15 protein-coding genes are annotated in these 17,270 nt (G+C 62.6%); 7 read left to right on the forward strand and 8 right to left on the reverse strand.

What is annotated here, in order from left to right:
- Positions 1-361: 361 nt before the first annotated feature.
- Positions 362-2,263 carry a biosynthetic arginine decarboxylase gene (gene speA / locus I6L33_RS12720; RefSeq protein WP_017766029.1) on the forward strand — a complete coding sequence of 634 codons (1,902 nt, stop codon included), beginning with the start codon at positions 362-364 and terminating at the stop codon, positions 2,261-2,263.
- A 78-nt stretch (positions 2,264-2,341) separates the two neighbouring features.
- On the opposite strand, the gene I6L33_RS12725 is transcribed toward speA, so the two are convergent.
- The 3 genes from I6L33_RS12725 to I6L33_RS12735 form a co-directional block, all read right to left on the reverse strand.
- Complete coding sequence (locus I6L33_RS12725; RefSeq protein WP_216972636.1) at positions 2,342-2,860, reverse strand: hypothetical protein; 519 nt, start codon at positions 2,858-2,860, stop codon at positions 2,342-2,344.
- A complete protein-coding gene (locus tag I6L33_RS12730; protein ID WP_216972637.1) occupies positions 2,857-4,839 on the reverse strand; it encodes an alkyl/aryl-sulfatase in 1,983 nt (660 codons plus the stop codon). Before I6L33_RS12730 ends, I6L33_RS12725 begins: the two co-directional genes overlap by 4 nt.
- A 325-nt stretch (positions 4,840-5,164) precedes the next feature.
- A complete protein-coding gene (locus tag I6L33_RS12735; RefSeq protein WP_017779227.1) occupies positions 5,165-6,073 on the reverse strand; it encodes a LysR substrate-binding domain-containing protein in 909 nt (302 codons plus the stop codon).
- A 313-nt stretch (positions 6,074-6,386) separates the two neighbouring features.
- On the opposite strand from I6L33_RS12735, the gene I6L33_RS12740 reads away from it, so the two are divergent.
- Complete coding sequence (locus I6L33_RS12740; protein WP_010634417.1) at positions 6,387-6,575, forward strand: hypothetical protein; 189 nt, start codon at positions 6,387-6,389, stop codon at positions 6,573-6,575.
- A gap of 55 nt (positions 6,576-6,630) precedes the next feature.
- Here the strand turns inward: I6L33_RS12740 and I6L33_RS12745 are convergent, their stop codons facing one another.
- The 3 genes from I6L33_RS12745 to I6L33_RS12755 form a co-directional block, all read right to left on the reverse strand.
- On the reverse strand, positions 6,631-6,921 hold the full coding sequence (locus tag I6L33_RS12745; protein WP_043169989.1) for a hypothetical protein: 291 nt from the start codon (positions 6,919-6,921) through the stop codon (positions 6,631-6,633).
- Between the two features lie 278 nt (positions 6,922-7,199).
- Positions 7,200-9,206, reverse strand: coding sequence for a methyl-accepting chemotaxis protein (locus I6L33_RS12750; protein ID WP_216972638.1), 2,007 nt, complete (start codon positions 9,204-9,206; stop codon positions 7,200-7,202).
- A 193-nt stretch (positions 9,207-9,399) separates the two neighbouring features.
- Positions 9,400-10,695, reverse strand: coding sequence for an amino acid permease (locus I6L33_RS12755; protein ID WP_216972639.1), 1,296 nt, complete (start codon positions 10,693-10,695; stop codon positions 9,400-9,402).
- A gap of 248 nt (positions 10,696-10,943) precedes the next feature.
- On the opposite strand from I6L33_RS12755, the gene I6L33_RS12760 reads away from it, so the two are divergent.
- The 4 genes from I6L33_RS12760 (at position 10,944) to I6L33_RS12775 (ending at position 14,081) form a co-directional block, all read left to right on the forward strand.
- Positions 10,944-11,327, forward strand: a complete 384-nt coding sequence (locus I6L33_RS12760; protein WP_005299455.1) for a Rid family detoxifying hydrolase — start codon at positions 10,944-10,946, stop codon at positions 11,325-11,327.
- Between the two features lie 22 nt (positions 11,328-11,349).
- Complete coding sequence (locus I6L33_RS12765; protein ID WP_017786613.1) at positions 11,350-12,639, forward strand: serine dehydratase subunit alpha family protein; 1,290 nt, start codon at positions 11,350-11,352, stop codon at positions 12,637-12,639.
- A gap of 58 nt (positions 12,640-12,697) precedes the next feature.
- Complete coding sequence (locus tag I6L33_RS12770; RefSeq protein WP_017779224.1) at positions 12,698-13,351, forward strand: transcriptional regulator; 654 nt, start codon at positions 12,698-12,700, stop codon at positions 13,349-13,351.
- Between the two features lie 142 nt (positions 13,352-13,493).
- Complete coding sequence (locus I6L33_RS12775; protein ID WP_042065352.1) at positions 13,494-14,081, forward strand: histidine phosphatase family protein; 588 nt, start codon at positions 13,494-13,496, stop codon at positions 14,079-14,081.
- 57 nt (positions 14,082-14,138) lie between these two features.
- On the opposite strand, the gene I6L33_RS12780 is transcribed toward I6L33_RS12775, so the two are convergent.
- A complete protein-coding gene (locus I6L33_RS12780; protein WP_240035824.1) occupies positions 14,139-14,816 on the reverse strand; it encodes an HNH endonuclease signature motif containing protein in 678 nt (225 codons plus the stop codon).
- A gap of 349 nt (positions 14,817-15,165) precedes the next feature.
- Here I6L33_RS12780 and I6L33_RS12785 point away from each other — a divergent pair, with 349 nt between their 5' ends.
- Positions 15,166-15,534: a VOC family protein gene (locus I6L33_RS12785; protein ID WP_024943745.1), complete on the forward strand. Its 369-nt coding sequence runs from the start codon at positions 15,166-15,168 to the stop codon at positions 15,532-15,534.
- Positions 15,535-15,649: 115 nt separating this feature from the next.
- Here the strand turns inward: I6L33_RS12785 and I6L33_RS12790 are convergent, their stop codons facing one another.
- Positions 15,650-17,233: a carboxylesterase gene (locus I6L33_RS12790; RefSeq protein ID WP_216972640.1), complete on the reverse strand. Its 1,584-nt coding sequence runs from the start codon at positions 17,231-17,233 to the stop codon at positions 15,650-15,652.
- Between the last annotated feature and the right edge of the window lie 37 nt (positions 17,234-17,270).

A 17,270-nucleotide genomic window follows, 5' to 3' on the forward strand; every position in this document is an offset into this window, starting at 1 on the left:
GCTGTCGTGACGGCTGCCGAATGATGAACGAACGACGTGGCTGATGTCGTTTGTCATCAAAGTACCGCGGCGCTGGTTGCAGCACCGCATACCGTTGAGCTTGATGTAAAGCCACCAGCCCCACATCAAGACTCGTTACTTCCCCAAGATCCACCAGGCAGCCTAGGCTTGCCGCGATGAACCAGGGAGGTGGCGACAGGTGAACGTTCAGGTCAACCCGCGGCGTCAGCGCCCGGTGCCGGACGTCTTGCCTTGCTCGCCCGCAGGCCGCTTCGGCGCGCCACACCTGCTCATCGATGGTCTGGATGTGATTGAGGGTAACGAAGGCGGCCACCGGCCGCTCATTTGCGAGGCATAGCCCATGACTAACTGGTCCAGCAAGGACTCCTTGAAGGTCTACAACGTTCCCTACTGGGGTGCGGGTTTTTTTAACATCAATGACGCCGGTCATGTGACCGTCGCTCCCGACAAGTCACGCCCTGACGCACAGATCGTGCTCTCCGATGCCATCGAACAACTGCGTCAATCCGGGCTGACCACTCCGGTACTGCTGCGTTTCCCCGACATCCTCAAGAGCCGGGTCGATGCGTTGTTCAACGCCTTCGGTCAGGCCATCGAGAAGTCAGGCTATGAGGGGGACTACCTGTGCGTTTACCCGATCAAGGTAAACCAGCAGCGTCGCGTCATCGAGACCATCAGCCAGTCCTACAGCGACAAGCCCCGGCTTGGCCTGGAAGCTGGTTCCAAACCGGAACTGCTGGCCGTGCTGTCCCATCACCATGAGCAAGGCTCGGTGATCGTCTGCAACGGTTACAAAGACCGCGAATATATCCGCCACGCCCTCTTGGGCAACCTGATGGGCCACAAGGTCTACATCGTGGTGGAGAAGCCCTCCGAGCTGGAAATGGTGCTGGACGAGTCAGCTCGCCTCAACATCAAGCCCAACATCGGGGTGCGTGCCAAGCTCGCTTCCACCGGCTCCGGCATGTGGGAATCGAGCGGCGGCTCCATGTCCAAATTCGGTCTGTCCGCCTCCCAGATCCTGGCGCTGATCGAGCGTCTGCGCGGCCTGGGCAAGCTGGACTGCCTGCAGCTGCTGCACTTCCACCTGGGTTCCCAGATCGCCAACATCCGCGACATCCAGGGCGGTATCCGCGAGTGCGGCCGTTTCTACGCCGAGCTGCGTCGCCTCGGTGCCAACATCGAAGTGGTTGACGTGGGTGGCGGCCTGGGCGTGGACTACGAGGGAACCCGTTCCCAGAGCCACTGCTCCGCCAACTACAGCCTCTCCGAGTACGCCAACAACGTGGTGTGGGGCATCGGCGACGTGTGCCGCGAGTTCGACCTGCCGCACCCGACCATCATCAGCGAGTCCGGCCGTGCCCTGACCGCTCACCACGCCGTGCTGGTTACCAACATCATTGGTGCCGAAGGGGTGGAGATGAACGACATCAGCGCGCCGGACGAAGACGCGCCCACCATTCTGCAGAACATGTGGAAAGGCTGGCTGGATCTGCGCGGCGAAGATCCCTCCCTGCTGGAGATCTTCCACGACTCGGTGGCAGATCTGGGTGACGTCAACACCCAGTACACCATGGGTCTGCTCAACCTTGAGCAACGCGCCTGGGCCGAGATGCTGCACCAGAACACCTGTCTGGCGCTCAAAGAGATGCTCAACCCGGTCAACCGCAACCACCGCGCGCTGGCTGACGAGCTCTCCGAGAAACTGGCTGACAAGTGCTTTGCCAACTTCTCCCTGTTCCAGTCCCTGCCGGATGCCTGGGGTATAGGTCAGGTGTTCCCGGTGATGCCGCTTTCCGGCCTCGAGCGTCCGCTCACCCGCCGCGGTATCCTGATGGACATCACCTGTGACTCCGACGGTCAGGTCGAACACTATGTTGACGGTCTGGGGGTGGAGAGCACCCTGCCGATGCCGGTCTACGGTGAAAATGAAGAGTGCCACGTCGGCTTCTTCCTGGTGGGTGCCTATCAGGAGATCCTCGGCGATCTGCACAACCTGTTCGGTGACACCCACTGCGCAGAAGTGTGGCTGGACGAGGAAGGCAAGATGGACATCCGCAACGTGGTGCGCGGCGACACCGTCGACCAGCTGCTGCGTTACGTCAACATCGACCCGTCCGTCATCCGCGAGAACTATCAGCGGATCGTCTCACACCCGGCGCTGGACGACGCGGCCCGCAAGGCCCTGCTCGAAGAGCTGGAGCTGGGTCTGCAAGGCTACGCCTATCTGGAAGACGAATAAGCGCCCGCGCTGGTTCGTTGCCCCGATGGCAGCAAAGAAAAGGGAGGCAGATGCCTCCCTTTTTTCATATCTGAGCGGTCATGAGCCCAGGGCCAGGTGCAAGTCATGCTGCAACTGCCGGCCCTCCTCGCCCGGCAAGGCAACCACGCCCAGCCGCAGCGCCTCCTCTATGGTGAGGGTGCCGGCCAGCAGGGCGTCGAGGGCCGCTTCGCTCAGCAGCATCATCCGATCCTTGGGGTGCGGGCCGGCAGTATGGAGCTGGAGCAGCAGCGACTCCTTGCCCCGCAGCCTCGACCAGAGCCCGGAATCGACCAGCAGGATGGAGACGCCGCCCCTGACGCCGGCCTGCTGGAAGCGGCTCTTCAGGGTCTGCAGCCAGGCCTGGCTGCGGGCAAACCCCGCCTCGCCGGTGAGGCTAGGCAGACGGGCCACCCTGTCATCATTGACCGCTGCCGCGGTCGCCATGGCAACGTCGAGTGCGCCGGGCCAGCTCTGTTCAAACGGATTGGGATAGAGGGCGTCATAACCGCAGGTCTGCCCCATCCCAGGGATGAGGCAGAGCAGGGTCATGCACACGCGCAAGGTGCGTCGCATCATGGGGTCACTATGTTGAACCAGAAGTTGAACTTGTCGAGCAGGCCGACGAAGTCGCTGAAGGTCTGTTGGTTCCCCTGAACCTTGATCTCGCCGCTGGCGATCTTCTGCTCCAGCGTGCCCTGGCCCAGCTGGATGTCGTCCAGGGTCTGCTTGCTCAGGGTGAGGGTGACATCCGGCTTGGCGGCATAGTGGGTGGTGTGGTTGAGCACGGCGTTCTCCAGGCTCAGGGTGTGTTTCTCTCCGATATCGGTGAAGTCCATGTTGATGACCATCTTCTTGCCGGCCGCTTTCTCCGGATTGATCCGCACCGCCAGATAGTCGAACAGCATGCTGGGACTCATGGCGCGAATGGTGTCCGGCGAGGCGGTGACGGTACCGCCAGCGGTGGGCACGCCGTTGCGCAGCTCATAGGCCCCCTGTAGATAGACGGAGCGCCATGGGCCGGACTCGGCCTGATAACCCAGCTGCTCGAGCGCATCGGCCAGCAGCAGTTTGCCCTCCTGGTTGTTCGGGTTGGCGAACACCAGATGCTTGAGCACCTCCGCCACCCAGCGATATTCCCCCTTGTCGAACGACGCCTTGGCTTTCTTCAGGAGCGCCTGCTCACCGCCCATGAACTCGACGTATTTGGGACCGACCATCTCGGGTGGCAGGTTGTCCAGATCGGAGGGGTTGCCGGAGTACCAGCCCATGTAGCGTTGATAGACGGCCCGGCTGTTGTGGCGCAGGGTGCCGTAGTAACCGCGGTTCGGCCAGAAGTCGTTGAGCTCGGGGGGCAGGGCAATCTTCTCTGAAATCTCCTCACCCGTGTAACCCATGTTCATCAGCCGCACCGACTGGTCGTGGATGTACTTGTAGAGATCCCGCTGCTTCTTGAAGTAGTCGACGATGCTGGCATTGCCCCAGCGCGGCCAGTGGTGGCTCTGGAACTTGACCTGGGCCTGGTCGCCCCAGGTCTCGATGGTCTCGTTGAGGTAGCTGGACCACTTGAGGGCATCGCGTACCTGGGCGCCGCGCAGGGTGAGGATGTTGTGCATGGTGTTGGTGGTGTTCTCGGCCATCCAGAGCGCCTTGCTGTCCGGGAACCAGGTGTTCATCTCGGCCGGCGCTTCGGTGCCCGGGGTCATCTGGAAGACCATCCGCACGCCGTCCAGGGTGACCTCTTCCCCACTCTTGGTGATGAAACGGGTCGGCAGCAGCAGGGAGGGCACGCCGGTGGAGGTAGTCTGCCCCAGGCCGCCATTCACGCCTCCCTGGGCATTGCGCGGCAGCAGGGCGCCATACATGTAGACGGCGCGGCGGGCCATGGCGTTGCCGGCGATGACGTTTTCCGAGACCGCATGCTCGGTGAACCCTTCGGGGGCGATGATCTGAACCCCGTTCTTTTTCACCTCGTCCGGCGAGTTGAAGAGGCCGGCGGCCCCGCCGTAGTGATCCACGTGGGAGTGGCTGTAGACCACGGCAGTGACCGGCCGCTCGCCCAGGGTCTTGTTGATGAAGGCGAGGGCAGCCTTGGCGGTCTGCGGCGAGATCAGCGGGTCGAAGACGATCCATCCCTTGTCACCCTGGATGAAGGTGATGTTGGAGAGATCGAAGCCGCGGATCTGGTAAATCTTGTCGGTCACCTTGAACAGCCCGTACTCCATGTTCAGCTGGGCATTGCGCCACAGGCTCGGGTTGACGGTATCCGGCGCCGTCTTGTCCAGGCCGATGTAGGTCTTGTATTGCTCCAGATCCCACACCACGTTGCCCTGCTCATCCTTGATGGTGAGGGTATCCGGTTTGGCGATAAAGCCGCGCCGGGCGTCCTCGAAATCCTGCTTGTCGTTGAATGGCAGGGTGTGCAGCACATTCTGGTTGGCCTGGATGGTAAATTCGCTGGCTGGCTTGGGGTTGATGACGGCCCAGGCCGGCTGCAACAGCAGGGAGCCGGAGAGCCATAGGGTGACAATGGTGTGCGTCGAGAACTTGAGCTTCATCTGTCTTTCTCCAGATTGTGGTGGGCAGGCAGGACCAAGTGTAGTCAGACTCTGATGCCTCCCAGTAATAAACAGGGTGAGTGACGGGTAGCCGAGATGACGCCAGCCATGGCTGGCGCTATCCGGACCCGGAGTGAAACGTTGGGCGAGAGATGCCCCTGACGACATGTCCCATGAACATGGTCAGCATCGATTGGTTAGTCGGGCGTTGCGGCATTGCGCCGAGGGCACGGCAACGGGGTCGGCACCAGAGTAGTCAAGCCGGCCGCAACAATCATGGCAGCCGGCAATAAACGACAGTTAAGCGGTGGTTAAATGAGGAGGGTCAGCTTGCGGCAATCAGGTGCAGTTGGCGGATAAACCACTGGAGGGCGGGATCCCGGCCCTGCGCCTGGTGCCAGCTGATGTAGACGGGACAGTGGCTGGAGGCCCAGGGCAGCGGAAAATCCTTGAGCCGCAGGGTGTCGCGCACCTGTGCGACATGCCACTGGCTGACCACGCAGAGCCACTCGGTCTGGCTGACCAGGGAGAGGGCGGTGAGCAGGGCGTTGCTCTCGTAGGCAATCTTGCGGGGGGGCAGGGCCTGCTCGCTGAGGCTGCGGATGACCCAGTCGTCCTTGCGGCGCACATCCCAGACCACGTGCTCCTCGGCAAAGAAGGTCTCGAAGTCGAGGCTCTCCCCGATGCGCGGATGATCGGCGCGACAGGCTACCCTGAGCTCCAGGGTCAGCAGGGATTCGTTGCAAAAGCCGGTCTCTTCCAGCGCCGTGCTGGCCAGCACCAGGTCGATGTTGCGAAGGCGCAGCGCCTGCTGACGCAGGTGCTCTTCAAACATGCCGGGCACCGACTCCACCCGGCAGTGGGGCGCCACCCTGGCCAGATGGGCGAGCAGCGCCGGCAACAGCAGGAGATCGAGGTCCGGGTGGCTGGCGATGCGAAAGATGCGCTGGCTGGTGAGGGGATCGAACGCCTGATTGAGCAGCAGGGAGCGCTCCATGGTATGCAGGGCGGTGCGGATCTCCCGGTGCAGGGCGAGGGCGCGGCTGGTGGGGATGATCCCGCGGCCATCGCGGCGAAACAGGGGCTCGCCGATGAGGTCGCTGAGCCTGCGAATGGCCTGACTGATGGCGGCGGGGGTCATCTCCAGGCTGGCGGCCGCGGCCGATACCCCCTTCTCGGTCATGACGCGATCGAAGATGCGAAACAGGTTCAGATCTATGTGGGAGTGGCTCATCTATACCTCCTCTGCGGGCCTGGTCGTGTGGCGCCAGGCGCTGGCTGTCGCCGGGCCCCGCCATGGGGTGAAGGGCGCCTGAGGGGCTGCGCAGGATCCGCTGCCCCAGCTCACATTGTGGCGGGCGTGGCTGACTGAGAACTTAACGAGCAGCATATGACCATCGCTGAGGCAGAAGAAGCGCCTTTCGGGGCTCTTTTACCGAGAAATGGTGGCGTCGGCAACCTGGCTTGATCTGCATCAAGTTTGTAACGCCCTGGTTACTTTACGGTCAAAAAAGGATGTGGGTAGTAGGTAACAGAAGGATGGATGTATGGAACTTGAAAGGGACCCGAGATGTTATACCGACGTCTGTATCGACGGTAAGTGGTATCACTATGACCACTGCAGCACGCACGTTTACATGCTGATGGGAGGGGCGGCGCCGAGCATGACGCTGGCTTATGAGCCCAGCAGCGAGGAGGAGTTGATCGAGATGCTCCGCCAGCTCGCCTGCGGTTGAACCATATTGCTGCGGCCATCGGCAGCTTGCCGATGGTCGCGCTTCATCTACTTACTCAATTGCCCCGCTTCTGCCCCAGCAGTGTCTTGCCGAGCGCCTGCACGGCGACGGCCGCGGCGTAACCGGCGTCTGACTTGCCCATCTCGTCGGCCACGTAGAGGAAGTTGGAGCCATACTTCTCCACCGCCTCGCGCGGGTTGGCCGCGTCGATGAAATCCTCTTCTATCTCGAACCCCTGCGCCAGCAGCGCGGCTTTCTCAATCAGAAAGGTGGGGGAGGCCATGTCGATAAAGGTGTACTGCTGCCGGTTGGAGGCCGGGATAGAGAAAAACTGGTACTTCGCCATTTGCGATACCTCGCCTGAACGGTTGTGTCGTGATGCGAGCTTCCTCTCGCCGAACTCTCGTCGAACTGCCTCTCGGGCGTCGAACTGATCCCCGGGCCTGTTGCAGGCAATAAAGGTAACGTTCGAATCTTGTTGTGGCTGCAGATTACCCCGCTTTCATCTCATTGCACAATGGGTAGTCGATACTTTTTTCGCCAAGAAAAACAATGCAGCCTGACGGTCTGAATTTGCAAAAAAACCAGCCCGGCAAGGGGCTGGCGTGGGTGACGGGCGCCGGCTCAGAGCACGAAGCTTTGCACCATGGCACGCAGCTGCTCGGTGAGCTGGTGGATCTGGCGGGCGGCGTCGCGGGCCGCGTTGGCTACCTGCAGCGCTTCGTCGCTGCCATCGGAGATGCGCACCACGTTGCGCTCTATCTCGTTGACCACGGCCCCCTGCTGCTCGATGGCGCTGGCAATGACCGAGTTGGTGTCGACCATGCTGCCCACCCGCTCGGTGATGGCGCCAAAGGCCTGCTGGGCCTCCTGAGCGAGGCCGACCCCCTCCTGCGCCTCGCGGCTGGCGGCGGACATGGCGCTGACCGAGGCGCGGGCGCCGGTTTGCAGCTGCTCGATCATCTGCTGGATCTCGACCGTGGCCCCCTGGGTGCGACTGGCCAGCGAGCGCACCTCGTCGGCCACCACTGCGAAGCCGCGCCCCTGCTCGCCGGCGCGGGCCGCCTCGATGGCGGCGTTGAGGGCCAGCAGGTTGGTCTGCTCGGCGATGCCGCGGATCACCCCGATGACGCCACCAATCTGGCTGCACTGCTGCTCCAGCTGGCCGATGGCCTCGGCGGTGCGCAGCACCTCGCGGTTGATGTGGTCGATGGCGGTGATGGTTCGCTCGACCACTGCCTCGCCCTGACTCACCACGGCCTGCGCCTCCTGGGTCATGCGGGCGGCCTGCTGGGCGTTGCCCGCCATGTCGTGGGAGGTGGCGGCCAGCTCCTTGATGGCGGTGGCCACCTGGTGGGTCTCCCCTTGCTGATCGGCGATCACCTCCTGGGAGCGGCAGGTCCGCGCTTCGATTTCGGTGGCGCTCTCCACCACGCTGACGCCGTTCTCCCGCACCCGCAGCATCAGGGTGCGCAGGGTCTGCAGGGTCACGTTGTAATCCCGGCTGATGGCGGCCAGCTCATCCTGGCCGACGATTTCGATCTGCTGGCCGAGATCCTGGGCGTTGACCCGGGCGGCGATCTCCCGCACCCGGCCCACGGTGGCGCGCAAGGAGAGATAGGCGCCGATCATCAGGTAGAGATAGACCAGCAGGATAGCGGTCAGCGGCCCGGTCACCCACCAGAAGTGGCGCTGGTTGGCGGTCATGCGCTGGTGCAGATCCGCCTCCAGCCGCTGGCGCACCTGACCGGCCAGCGCCGTGATGGCGGCATCCAGCCCATCTCCCAGCGCCAGCACCTCCTTGCTGGAGAGCTGCACCTGCTGATCCTTCATCATCTTGTTTTCCAGGGTATCGACCCCCTGATGGGCCTGCTGCAACAGGGCGTCGGTCTGCTGGCCAAGCTCGCTGCGATAGGTGGGCGCCATCTCGTAGAGCAGGGTCAGGTCGGCCTCCAACTCCTGCAGGGTGGCGTTGATGAGGTCGAGGCGAAAGCGCAGGGCGCTATACCCTTGCGCCTGAAACAGGCCGAAGTCGGCGATGGTGGCGGCGCGATCCCGTACCTGGGCCAGCAGATCGCGCAGCTGCGGCAACCGCTCGCTGGCGAGCACCACCATGTAGTAGGTGCCGAGCGCGGGATCCTGCACCAGGCTGCTGGCGGCGGTAATGCTCTTGTAGAGGTGGCGCACCTCGGTCAGCAGCTTGTCGTGGCGCAGGTTGCTCTGATCCACCTCGAGCTCCAGCGCCTCGTTTTGCAGGCCGGCCCAGCCCTGGGCGAGGGCATCAAAGGTGGGGTTTTGCTGTCCACTGGCGGCAAAGGCGGCCAGGCTCGCATCGACGGCCCGGGCCGCGGCCTTGACCTCCTCCTCGCCGACCGGGTTCTGCTCATAGCCGTGCCGGGTAACCAGGTTGCGATGGGTCAGCAGGGCCTGCTCGATGGCGGGCAGCGGCGCCAGCTTGACCACGCCGGCCAGCTCCTTGCGGGCCTGGGCATTGTCGTCCTGCAGCCGGCCCAGCAGGTTGGTCATGCTGTAGGCGAGCGGCAGCAGCATCAGGCAGGACCAGAGCAAAAACTTGTACTTGAAGGAGAGCTGATTGCCGAGCCGGATGGCGGGCATGAATATCCATTTCATATGAAGCCTCGGGCCCCGAGGGGGGCGTGTAGCGGGATGGCTGGATATTACTCCTCGCCGGGGAGGCTCGGTTGGAAGGGCGGTGGAAGTTGTGATCCTCTTGGCTTTTTCACTCAGGAAGGGGGCTGAATGGGTCAAACAGACGGGCCACCCTCAGGGTGGCCCGCCGCCGATGACACAGGGTGCCGGCAGATCAGTTGAAGGCGAGGAAGGGCGAGACGCAGAGCAGCAGACCGGTGACGATGATGATGTAGAGGGAGACCCCCTTGTACTTGTGCAGCGCTGGCACCTGATAGACCAGGTAGGCCGGGATGAGGCAACCCACCATGCCGAAGATGGGGCTGCAGATGGAGGTGAAGCTCAGCACCGGGGCGTTGAGCACGATGGCCCCCCAGGAGAGCAGCACGGTGAACACCATGATGCCCTTGCCTACGAGCCCCTTGTTGATGCGATCTTCTGGCATCACCCGGCGCAGCAGGTTCATCGCCAGCCCCTGGCAGGCCTCGCGAAAGCCGAGATAGACGCCGAAGTAGGCGGTCATCACCGCGAAGATGTTGAGGGTCAGGCTCAAGAGTTTGAGGGTCTGGCCCGGCATGCCCTGGGCCACCATGGCCAGCGCCGAGATGTTCTCCTCGGAGGCCTTGACCGCCTGCTCGTGGCCCATGGCCAAGGTGAAGGAGACGGCGTAGAAGAACACCACCACGAACAGGATGCCGAAGGCGATGTTCATGGCGCGCATCGCCTTGAAGTGGGCCACTTCCAGGGACTTTTCCCGCGAGCGGTAGGAGATCACCATGGGGCTCAGACTCTGGATGAAGAGAATGGAGGTGAGGGTGAAGGGGAGCATGACGATGGCATCCTTCAGCCAGTCACCGCTGGCCGGCATGGCGGTGATGTTGGCGGCATCCCACTTGCCCACCATCATCAGGCCGAGCACTGCCACCACGCTGATCTTGGTCAGCACCATGAAGGTGGAGATCTTGAACAGCAGGTTCTCGCCGCGCGAGGCCAGCGCCACCAGGGCGCAGATCAGCACCAGCCCGTAGAAGGGATTCTCGGAGAGCAGTTGCTGGGTGACCCCGAAGCTTTGCAGGAAGGAGGCGCTGTCATTAGTGATGGCGGTGGAGTAGACGAATACCCAGATCACCAGCATCACGAAGTAGAGGGCGCCGAGCAGCACGCCCCAGTTCTTGCCGAGGTAGCCACTGATGACGCTGGGGTAGTCCTTGCACTCGGGCGAGGTGGCCAGGGTATTGATGAAGAGGCGCTGGAACATGTACATGGCCGGGTAGCCGATCACCGCCGACAGCAAAAACACCCACAGCCCCATCAATCCCACCTGCACCGGCAGGAAGACGATCCCCGCCCCGATGGCCATGCCGATGCTCATGATGACCCAGCCCCAGTCGGTGCTGTCAAAACGAACCGCTTCTTTCCATTCCAGCGTGCCCATCACGGGCCGGGTGAGTGTCGTACTGTGCGCGTCCATAAAATACCTTGTTTTTGTAGGGGTAAAAATCAGGCGCAAATATAGTTGAATGAAAAGTGGCAAAACAATGCTTTTTATCGCTCTTCTACCTAAAGAGGGAGACAGATCACGCTTTCAATTTGCGCCTGCTACCGAATTTATCGCTGTTTTTGCAGGTTTTAGTTGAATGGAATGCCTAATAAGCAAATAATGTTGAACAAGACGAGACTATTGATTGCAAAAATAATTGCATTTTAAGGAGTGGCGATATGAAAAAGATCATAGTGGCGGATGCCGCACCCGATGCCATCGGTCCCTACAGCCATGGCACTGCCTATGGCGACCTCATCTTTACCTCTGGCCAGCTGCCGGTGTGCAAACAGCAGGGCGGCGTGGTGGAAGGGGGCATCGAGGCCCAGAGCCGTCAGGCGCTGGAGAACCTCAAGCATGTCTTGGAGGCCGCCGGCGGCAACCTGGATACCGTGCTCAAGACCACCTGCTATCTCGCCGAGATCAGTGATTTTGCCGCGTTCAACGAGGTTTATAAACGCTATTTCCTGAAAGATTGCCCGGCTCGCAGCTGCTTTGCGGTGAAGGATCTGCCGATGGGTGTCAGGGTGGAAGTGGAAGCGATCGCTCACATCGCTGGTTAATGTTGATAGAAAGGGTGTTCTGATGAAGCAAGCGTGGCAGCAGTATCTGCAGATTATTCAACAGGTTGTCAAACCGGCGCTGGGCTGTACCGAGCCCATCGCCGCCGCTTATGCCGCCGCCGTCGCCGCCCGGCAACTGGGCTGCAAGCCCGTCCGGCTGGAGGTGGTGGTGTCGGACAACCTCTACAAGAACTCCATGGGGGTCTATGTGCCGGGCACCGGCAAGATTGGGCTGGCCATTGCCGCTGCCGCCGGTGCTCTCGGCGGCAACGCCGAGGCCGGGCTGGAGGTGTTGGCCGCCATCACGCCGGCTCAGGTTGCAGAGGCGCAGGCGCTGATCGATGCAGGCCAGGTGCAGGTGAGCCGCACCTCGGCCCCCGAGTTCATCTATTGCCGGGTCCGCTTGTTAGGCCTTGATACAGAGGGCACCGAGCACAGCGCCGAGGTGACCCTGTGCGGCGGCCATACCCGCATCGTCGAGCAGCGCCGCAATGATGAAGTGACCTTCACGGCCGAGCAGGGCCAGGGCGGCGCCACCGGCGCCATCTGCGACGGGGTCGACATCAGCATCGCCGCCATTCATGAGTTCGCCACCCAGGTGGAGTTCGAGCAGATCCGCTTTATCCTGCAGGCCTCCGAGCTCAACGGCAAACTCTCCGACGAGGGGATGAACAACCCCTATGGCCTCGAGATCGGCCGCACCATGCAGCAGAACATCCAGGCCGGTCTCATCGGCGAGGACGTGATGAACCGCATCGTGATGCGCACCGCGGCGGCCTCCGATGCCCGCATGGGGGGGGCCAGCCTGCCGGCCATGAGCAATTTCGGCAGCGGCAACCAGGGCATCGCCGCCACCATCCCGGTGGTGGTCATCGCCGAGCGCTTCGGTGCCAGCGAAGAGCAGCTGGCCCGCGCCCTCATCATGAGCCACCTGGGGGCCATCTACATCAAGTCCCACTATCCGCCGCTGTCGGCCTTTTGCGGCAATACGGTCACCAGCGCGGCGGCGGCCATGGCCATGGTCTACCTGGCGGGCGGCAGTTTCGAGCAGTCCTGCCACGCCATCCAGAACGTGCTGAGCGACAGCGCCGGCATGGTGTGCGACGGCGCCAAGGCCTCCTGCGCCATGAAGGTGAGCACTTCCTCCGGGGCGGCGGTGCGCGGCTTCCTGATGGCGCTCAACAGCCATGCAGTGTCGGGGCAGGGGATCGTGGCGGGCAACGTGGAGCAGACCATTCGCAACGTGGGCCAGATGGTCAAAGACGGCATGTCTGCCACAGACAGCACCATTATTGATATCATGTCCGCTTGAGTGTCCCTGTCGGCTGCCGCCCTTGCCCGGGTCGGCGGCCCTTTTATAAGGTTTCAATGTGAAGCTGCAAGAGCTGAGTCCGACCGATTTCGAGATCCTCAAGGCGATGGAGATCATCGTGGACGGCATCGCCGCCATGTATGGTCAGCACACCGAGGTGCTGCTGCACAGCCTGGATGCACGCAATCCGTCGATCATCAAGATTGCCAACGGCCATATCACGGGGCGCAGCGTCGGTGCCCCCATCACCAACCTGGCGATGATGAAACTCAAGAGCGGGCAGGATATCTCCAGCCCCTACATGACCAAGTGCGCCACCGGCAAGACGCTGCGCTCGCTCACCACCGTCATTCGCAATGGCGAGGGGCAGGCCATCGGTCTGCTCTGCATCAACACCGACATGGACGCCCCGCTGCAATCCGTGCTGCGCACCATGATGCCGGAGTGCCTGCACGGCCACGATGGTCATGCCACCCCGGAGGTGTTTGCCCGCAACATCGACGAGGCCCTCAACAGCACCATCGACACCGTCAGTGCCGAGGTGCGCGGCAACGAGGCGGTGCCCCCGTCCCAGAAGACCCGGGTCATGGTCAACCAGCTGCACGAGCTCGGCATCTTCGAACTCAAGGACAGCGCCCAGATAGCCGCCCGCCAGCTCGGCATCTCGGTTCACTCCATCTACCGCTATCTGCGGGAGATCAAGAAGGGCTGAGCACGGAGCCTGCCAGCATAAACGGGTCACCATTGACCCGTTTTGTTTTTTTCTTTCCCCCGTCTGTGCCTTGGCTGCCCCGGCACATCTGCTACCATGCCTCTCTTGTTTTTGTTATCTCGTTGAACCTGCTGGAGAAACCATGTCCCGTACCCTCTATCTGCTGCGCCACGGCCAGACCCGTTACAACGCCGAACTGCGACTGCAGGGGCGCTGCAACTCCGAACTGACCGCCAAGGGCGAAGCCCAAGCCCTCGCCATGGGGGCCCGTCTGGCCAAGCTGCTGGCCGAGCCCGCCGACTGGACCCTTTACGCCAGCCCCCTCGGCCGGGCGCGCCAGACCGCGGAGCGGGTGTGCCAGCAGCTTGGCTTGGACCAAGCGCGTATCGTCTGGGACGAGCGGCTGGTGGAGTTGGGGATGGGAGAGTGGGAGAGTCGCCGGGTGCCCGAGCTGCTGGCGGCCCACCCCGAGCTCGATCTGGAGCAGCCAGACTGGTACCTGCAGGCCCCAGAGGGGGAGAGTTTTCAGAGCATTCAAGGGCGGGCGCTGAGCTGGCTGCAGGATGAGCAGATCGCCGAGCGCGCCATCGTGGTCTCTCACGGCCTGTTTGGCGCCATGCTGCGCGGCGCCTATGCGGATCTGGACTACACCACCACCTGGTTGCAAGAGTTGCCGCAGGATGCCTTCTTCAAACTGAGCGGTGGCCGCATCGAGCGGATCCCCTGCTGACCCCGATCAAAACGGCTCGCCAATGGCGAGCCGTTTTTTATGAGTGAAGAAGGCGCGTTATTCTCGTACCAGTCTGGGTAGCGCCTGGTAAAGGGCCTCACGTTTTTGTGCTTGGTTGACGCCATAGTGCAGCTCACGGTGGCAATTAGGGCAGAGCGCCACCGTATTGCTGATGGTATCCGAACCCCCTTCTGCGAGTGTGCGCAGATGATGCACCTCTAAAAAGGCCTCCCCCGTGGTGGCATGAAAAGGGGCTGGTTGTGCGCAGCTTTCGCAATGGCCCGCCGCCGTCATCAATACCCAAGCCTTCACCTTTGGATCTCGCCCATAGCCAGGACTGGCCCCATAACGCTGCTCTGGTTCTTGAATGCCCGTCGGCATGGGGAGTGTTGGTTTGGCCTGGTAGCGGCTCACTTGATGCTCAAAGGCAGCCTTGCCGGTATAGGGTTGGCCATCGAGTTCACAGAGCAGGCGCTCTATGATGGGGGCATTGTGGGGACCCACGTTCTTAGCCGGCTTGAGACCTGATACCCAGGTTCGTCCTAGCAGGGCGCAGATGTAGGAGATGTTCTGCATTCGATATTCGAATGCCTTCTCGGTGCGGCCAAACTGGTTAGCGAGCTCGGTGTAATAGCGCTTCTTGACGAAGGGGATGCCATTTTGCTCCATGGTGCGCATCGCCAGGTAGGCGCTGACCGTCGCCCTTAGTTCCTCTTCTGTCCATGACTCGCGCAAAACGGGCTCCTCAGCACTGTTTCTCGGTCGCCTCTCGCCCCGACATGATCGGGATGGCCCCATTCGAGTTACCTGATATGGCGCGAATCATAATCCAATCGACACCTTATTTCAGCTGTATCGGTACAATAATGTGTTCATCATCAACCAATTACGTTAGTTGTGGCCTGTAAGAGGCTTATCATACGCAGTGATCAGGCCACCGCCGCCTTCACTCAGCTAGCGGCTCTGCTCGGCCATCTTTGCGCCATTCGGCACAGATGCTGGGTGTGCAATTGGGTATGATGAGGGGGCCCACAGGCCAGTCTGTCGGGCCAGCGCTATCGACACACATCAGCCAGGAGGGGACATGATCAGCCATATCGACCATCTGGTATTGACGGTCAGTGACATCGAGCGGGCCGTCGCGTTTTACAGCTCGGTGCTCAACATGGAAGCCATCACCTTTGGGGCAGGGCGCCGGGCCCTGCGCTTTGGCAACCAGAAGATCAATCTGCAACTGCTGGGGCAGGAGCCGCGCAACCGGGCGCAGGTGGGCTCGGGAGATCTCTGCCTCATCACCCGCTGGCCGCTGGAACAGGTCATCGCCCAGCTCCATTGCCACGGGGTGGCGATAGTGGAGGGACCGGTGACCAAGAGCGGGGCCTGCGGCCCCATCGAGTCGGTCTACTGCCTGGATCCGGATCAAAACCTGATTGAGATCAGCCGCTATCCCTGATGGCGCTTGGTATCGGGTGACGGCCGGTGGATGCCGCTCTGTCTGAGCAAGTACTGAGGGGGCCCCATGTCGGCCCCATCCTGACGCACAACCTTAATGAGCCCCGGCAAGGGCCCTAGAAGGGAGCCTCGCTCTCCTGCCCATCGTTTAGAAACGCTTCCCGCTCCGCCTGATAGGCGGCCTCGTCTTCGCTGTCCCAGACCGGGGTTGGCTGTTTGCCGGCCGGCGGTTGGGCAGGCGCCGTCAGCGTCTCTATCACCTTCTCCTGCAGATAGGGGAAGAAGGGGTTGGAGGAGGTGCGGGTGAGGGCGCCGGGGTTGACGATCAGCACCCCGCGCTCACCGCGCAGGGCCAACCCCCCCAAATTGATGCCGTATTGCTCGCGCTGTTCGGGCCGTGGCGCCATGCCATAGAGGGGGTCATCCATCGGGAAGGGCAGGGCCACGTGGGAGAGGGAGTAGATCTCCCTGGGGTAGTCGATGTCGAGAGGCTGGATCTGCTCAGGCCCACCGCCGGCCGGCAGACTGCTGGCCTGGGTGCGGGTGCTGGCGGGAGCCTGATTGCCCACCACCGTCAGCCGGTAGGAGAGCGGCGGGCGCGGCAACAGGTGGCTCAGCGCCAGCTCGGAGGCGCTGCTCAGCAGCGGGCCGAACAGGGTGCCGCGGTTGATGTCGAACAGCACCAGCTCGCTGCCGTTGGCAGGCAGGAAGTGATAGAGATCGGCGATGATGGAGCGGGTGCTGACGGTGTAGTCCATCACCGACTGGAAGGTGAGGGTGGGCGGGAAGGCCGCGAGTGCGCCGCTGGCGGCCTGCTCACGCACCTGCTGCTGGATGGCGTGGGTCAGCCGGTAGGATTGGCGCGCGCCGTTGACCGGGAACGAGTTGTATTTGAAGGGGTTGAACTCCGGCATGGTGTCAAGCCAGGCGGCGCTGGCAAAGGCGGGCAGCAGGGCGGGCACCGCCTTGAGGCCGGCGAAGCGGGCAAAGCGGGTCACCCCTATCATGGGGGAGATGAGCACCAGCCGATCCGGCCTTGCCAGCGTGCCGGTCTTGTCACCTTCCGCATCGAGCGCATATTTCACCGCCAGCGCGCCGCCGTTGGAAAACCCCACCAGATGCAGCGGCAGCGGGCTTGGCGCCAGCACCCTGGCTTCGCGCACCGCCAGCCGGGTGGCGGCCAGCCAGGTCTCCCAGTCGATATCGACCAGCCCGGCCGGCACGGTACCGTGGCCCGGAATGCGCAGCCCCAGGGCGATGAAGCCCTGCTCGCGGTAGCGCTGGGCCAGGTGGCGCAGGCTGTAGGGGGAGTCGGTCAAACCGTGCAGGAACACCGCCACCCCTTTCACCTCGCCGCTTGGCCGCAGCAGATAGGAGCGGTTCCAGTCAGTTTCGAAATGAGCCGGATTGATGGGGGCATCCTGATAGTAGCGATTGCTGTCGAGCTGCTGCTCCGGCGGCGTTCTGGCGATCACTTCCTTGGTCACCAGCTCGAACAGCTGCTGCTCGTGGGCCAGATAGGCCTGCCAGTCGCTGCCATCGAGCTGCTCGGCGCTGAGCTCGGGCGGCACCAGGGTGTGCCAGGGCTGCAGCGGCTCGGCCTGCCAGGCGAAGTAGGCGATCAGGGCCCAGCCGAGCAGCAGCAAGCCCAGCAGACTGAGAAGAAGGCGGCGAACGAGGCGGCGGGTGCGAGCCAGCATGGGAGAGTCCTTGGCACTGATAAAAGAGGGGCGACCC

This window comes from Aeromonas sp. FDAARGOS 1403, from assembly GCF_019047325.1.
In the GTDB taxonomy this organism is placed as follows: Bacteria; Pseudomonadota; Gammaproteobacteria; order Enterobacterales; family Aeromonadaceae; genus Aeromonas; species Aeromonas dhakensis.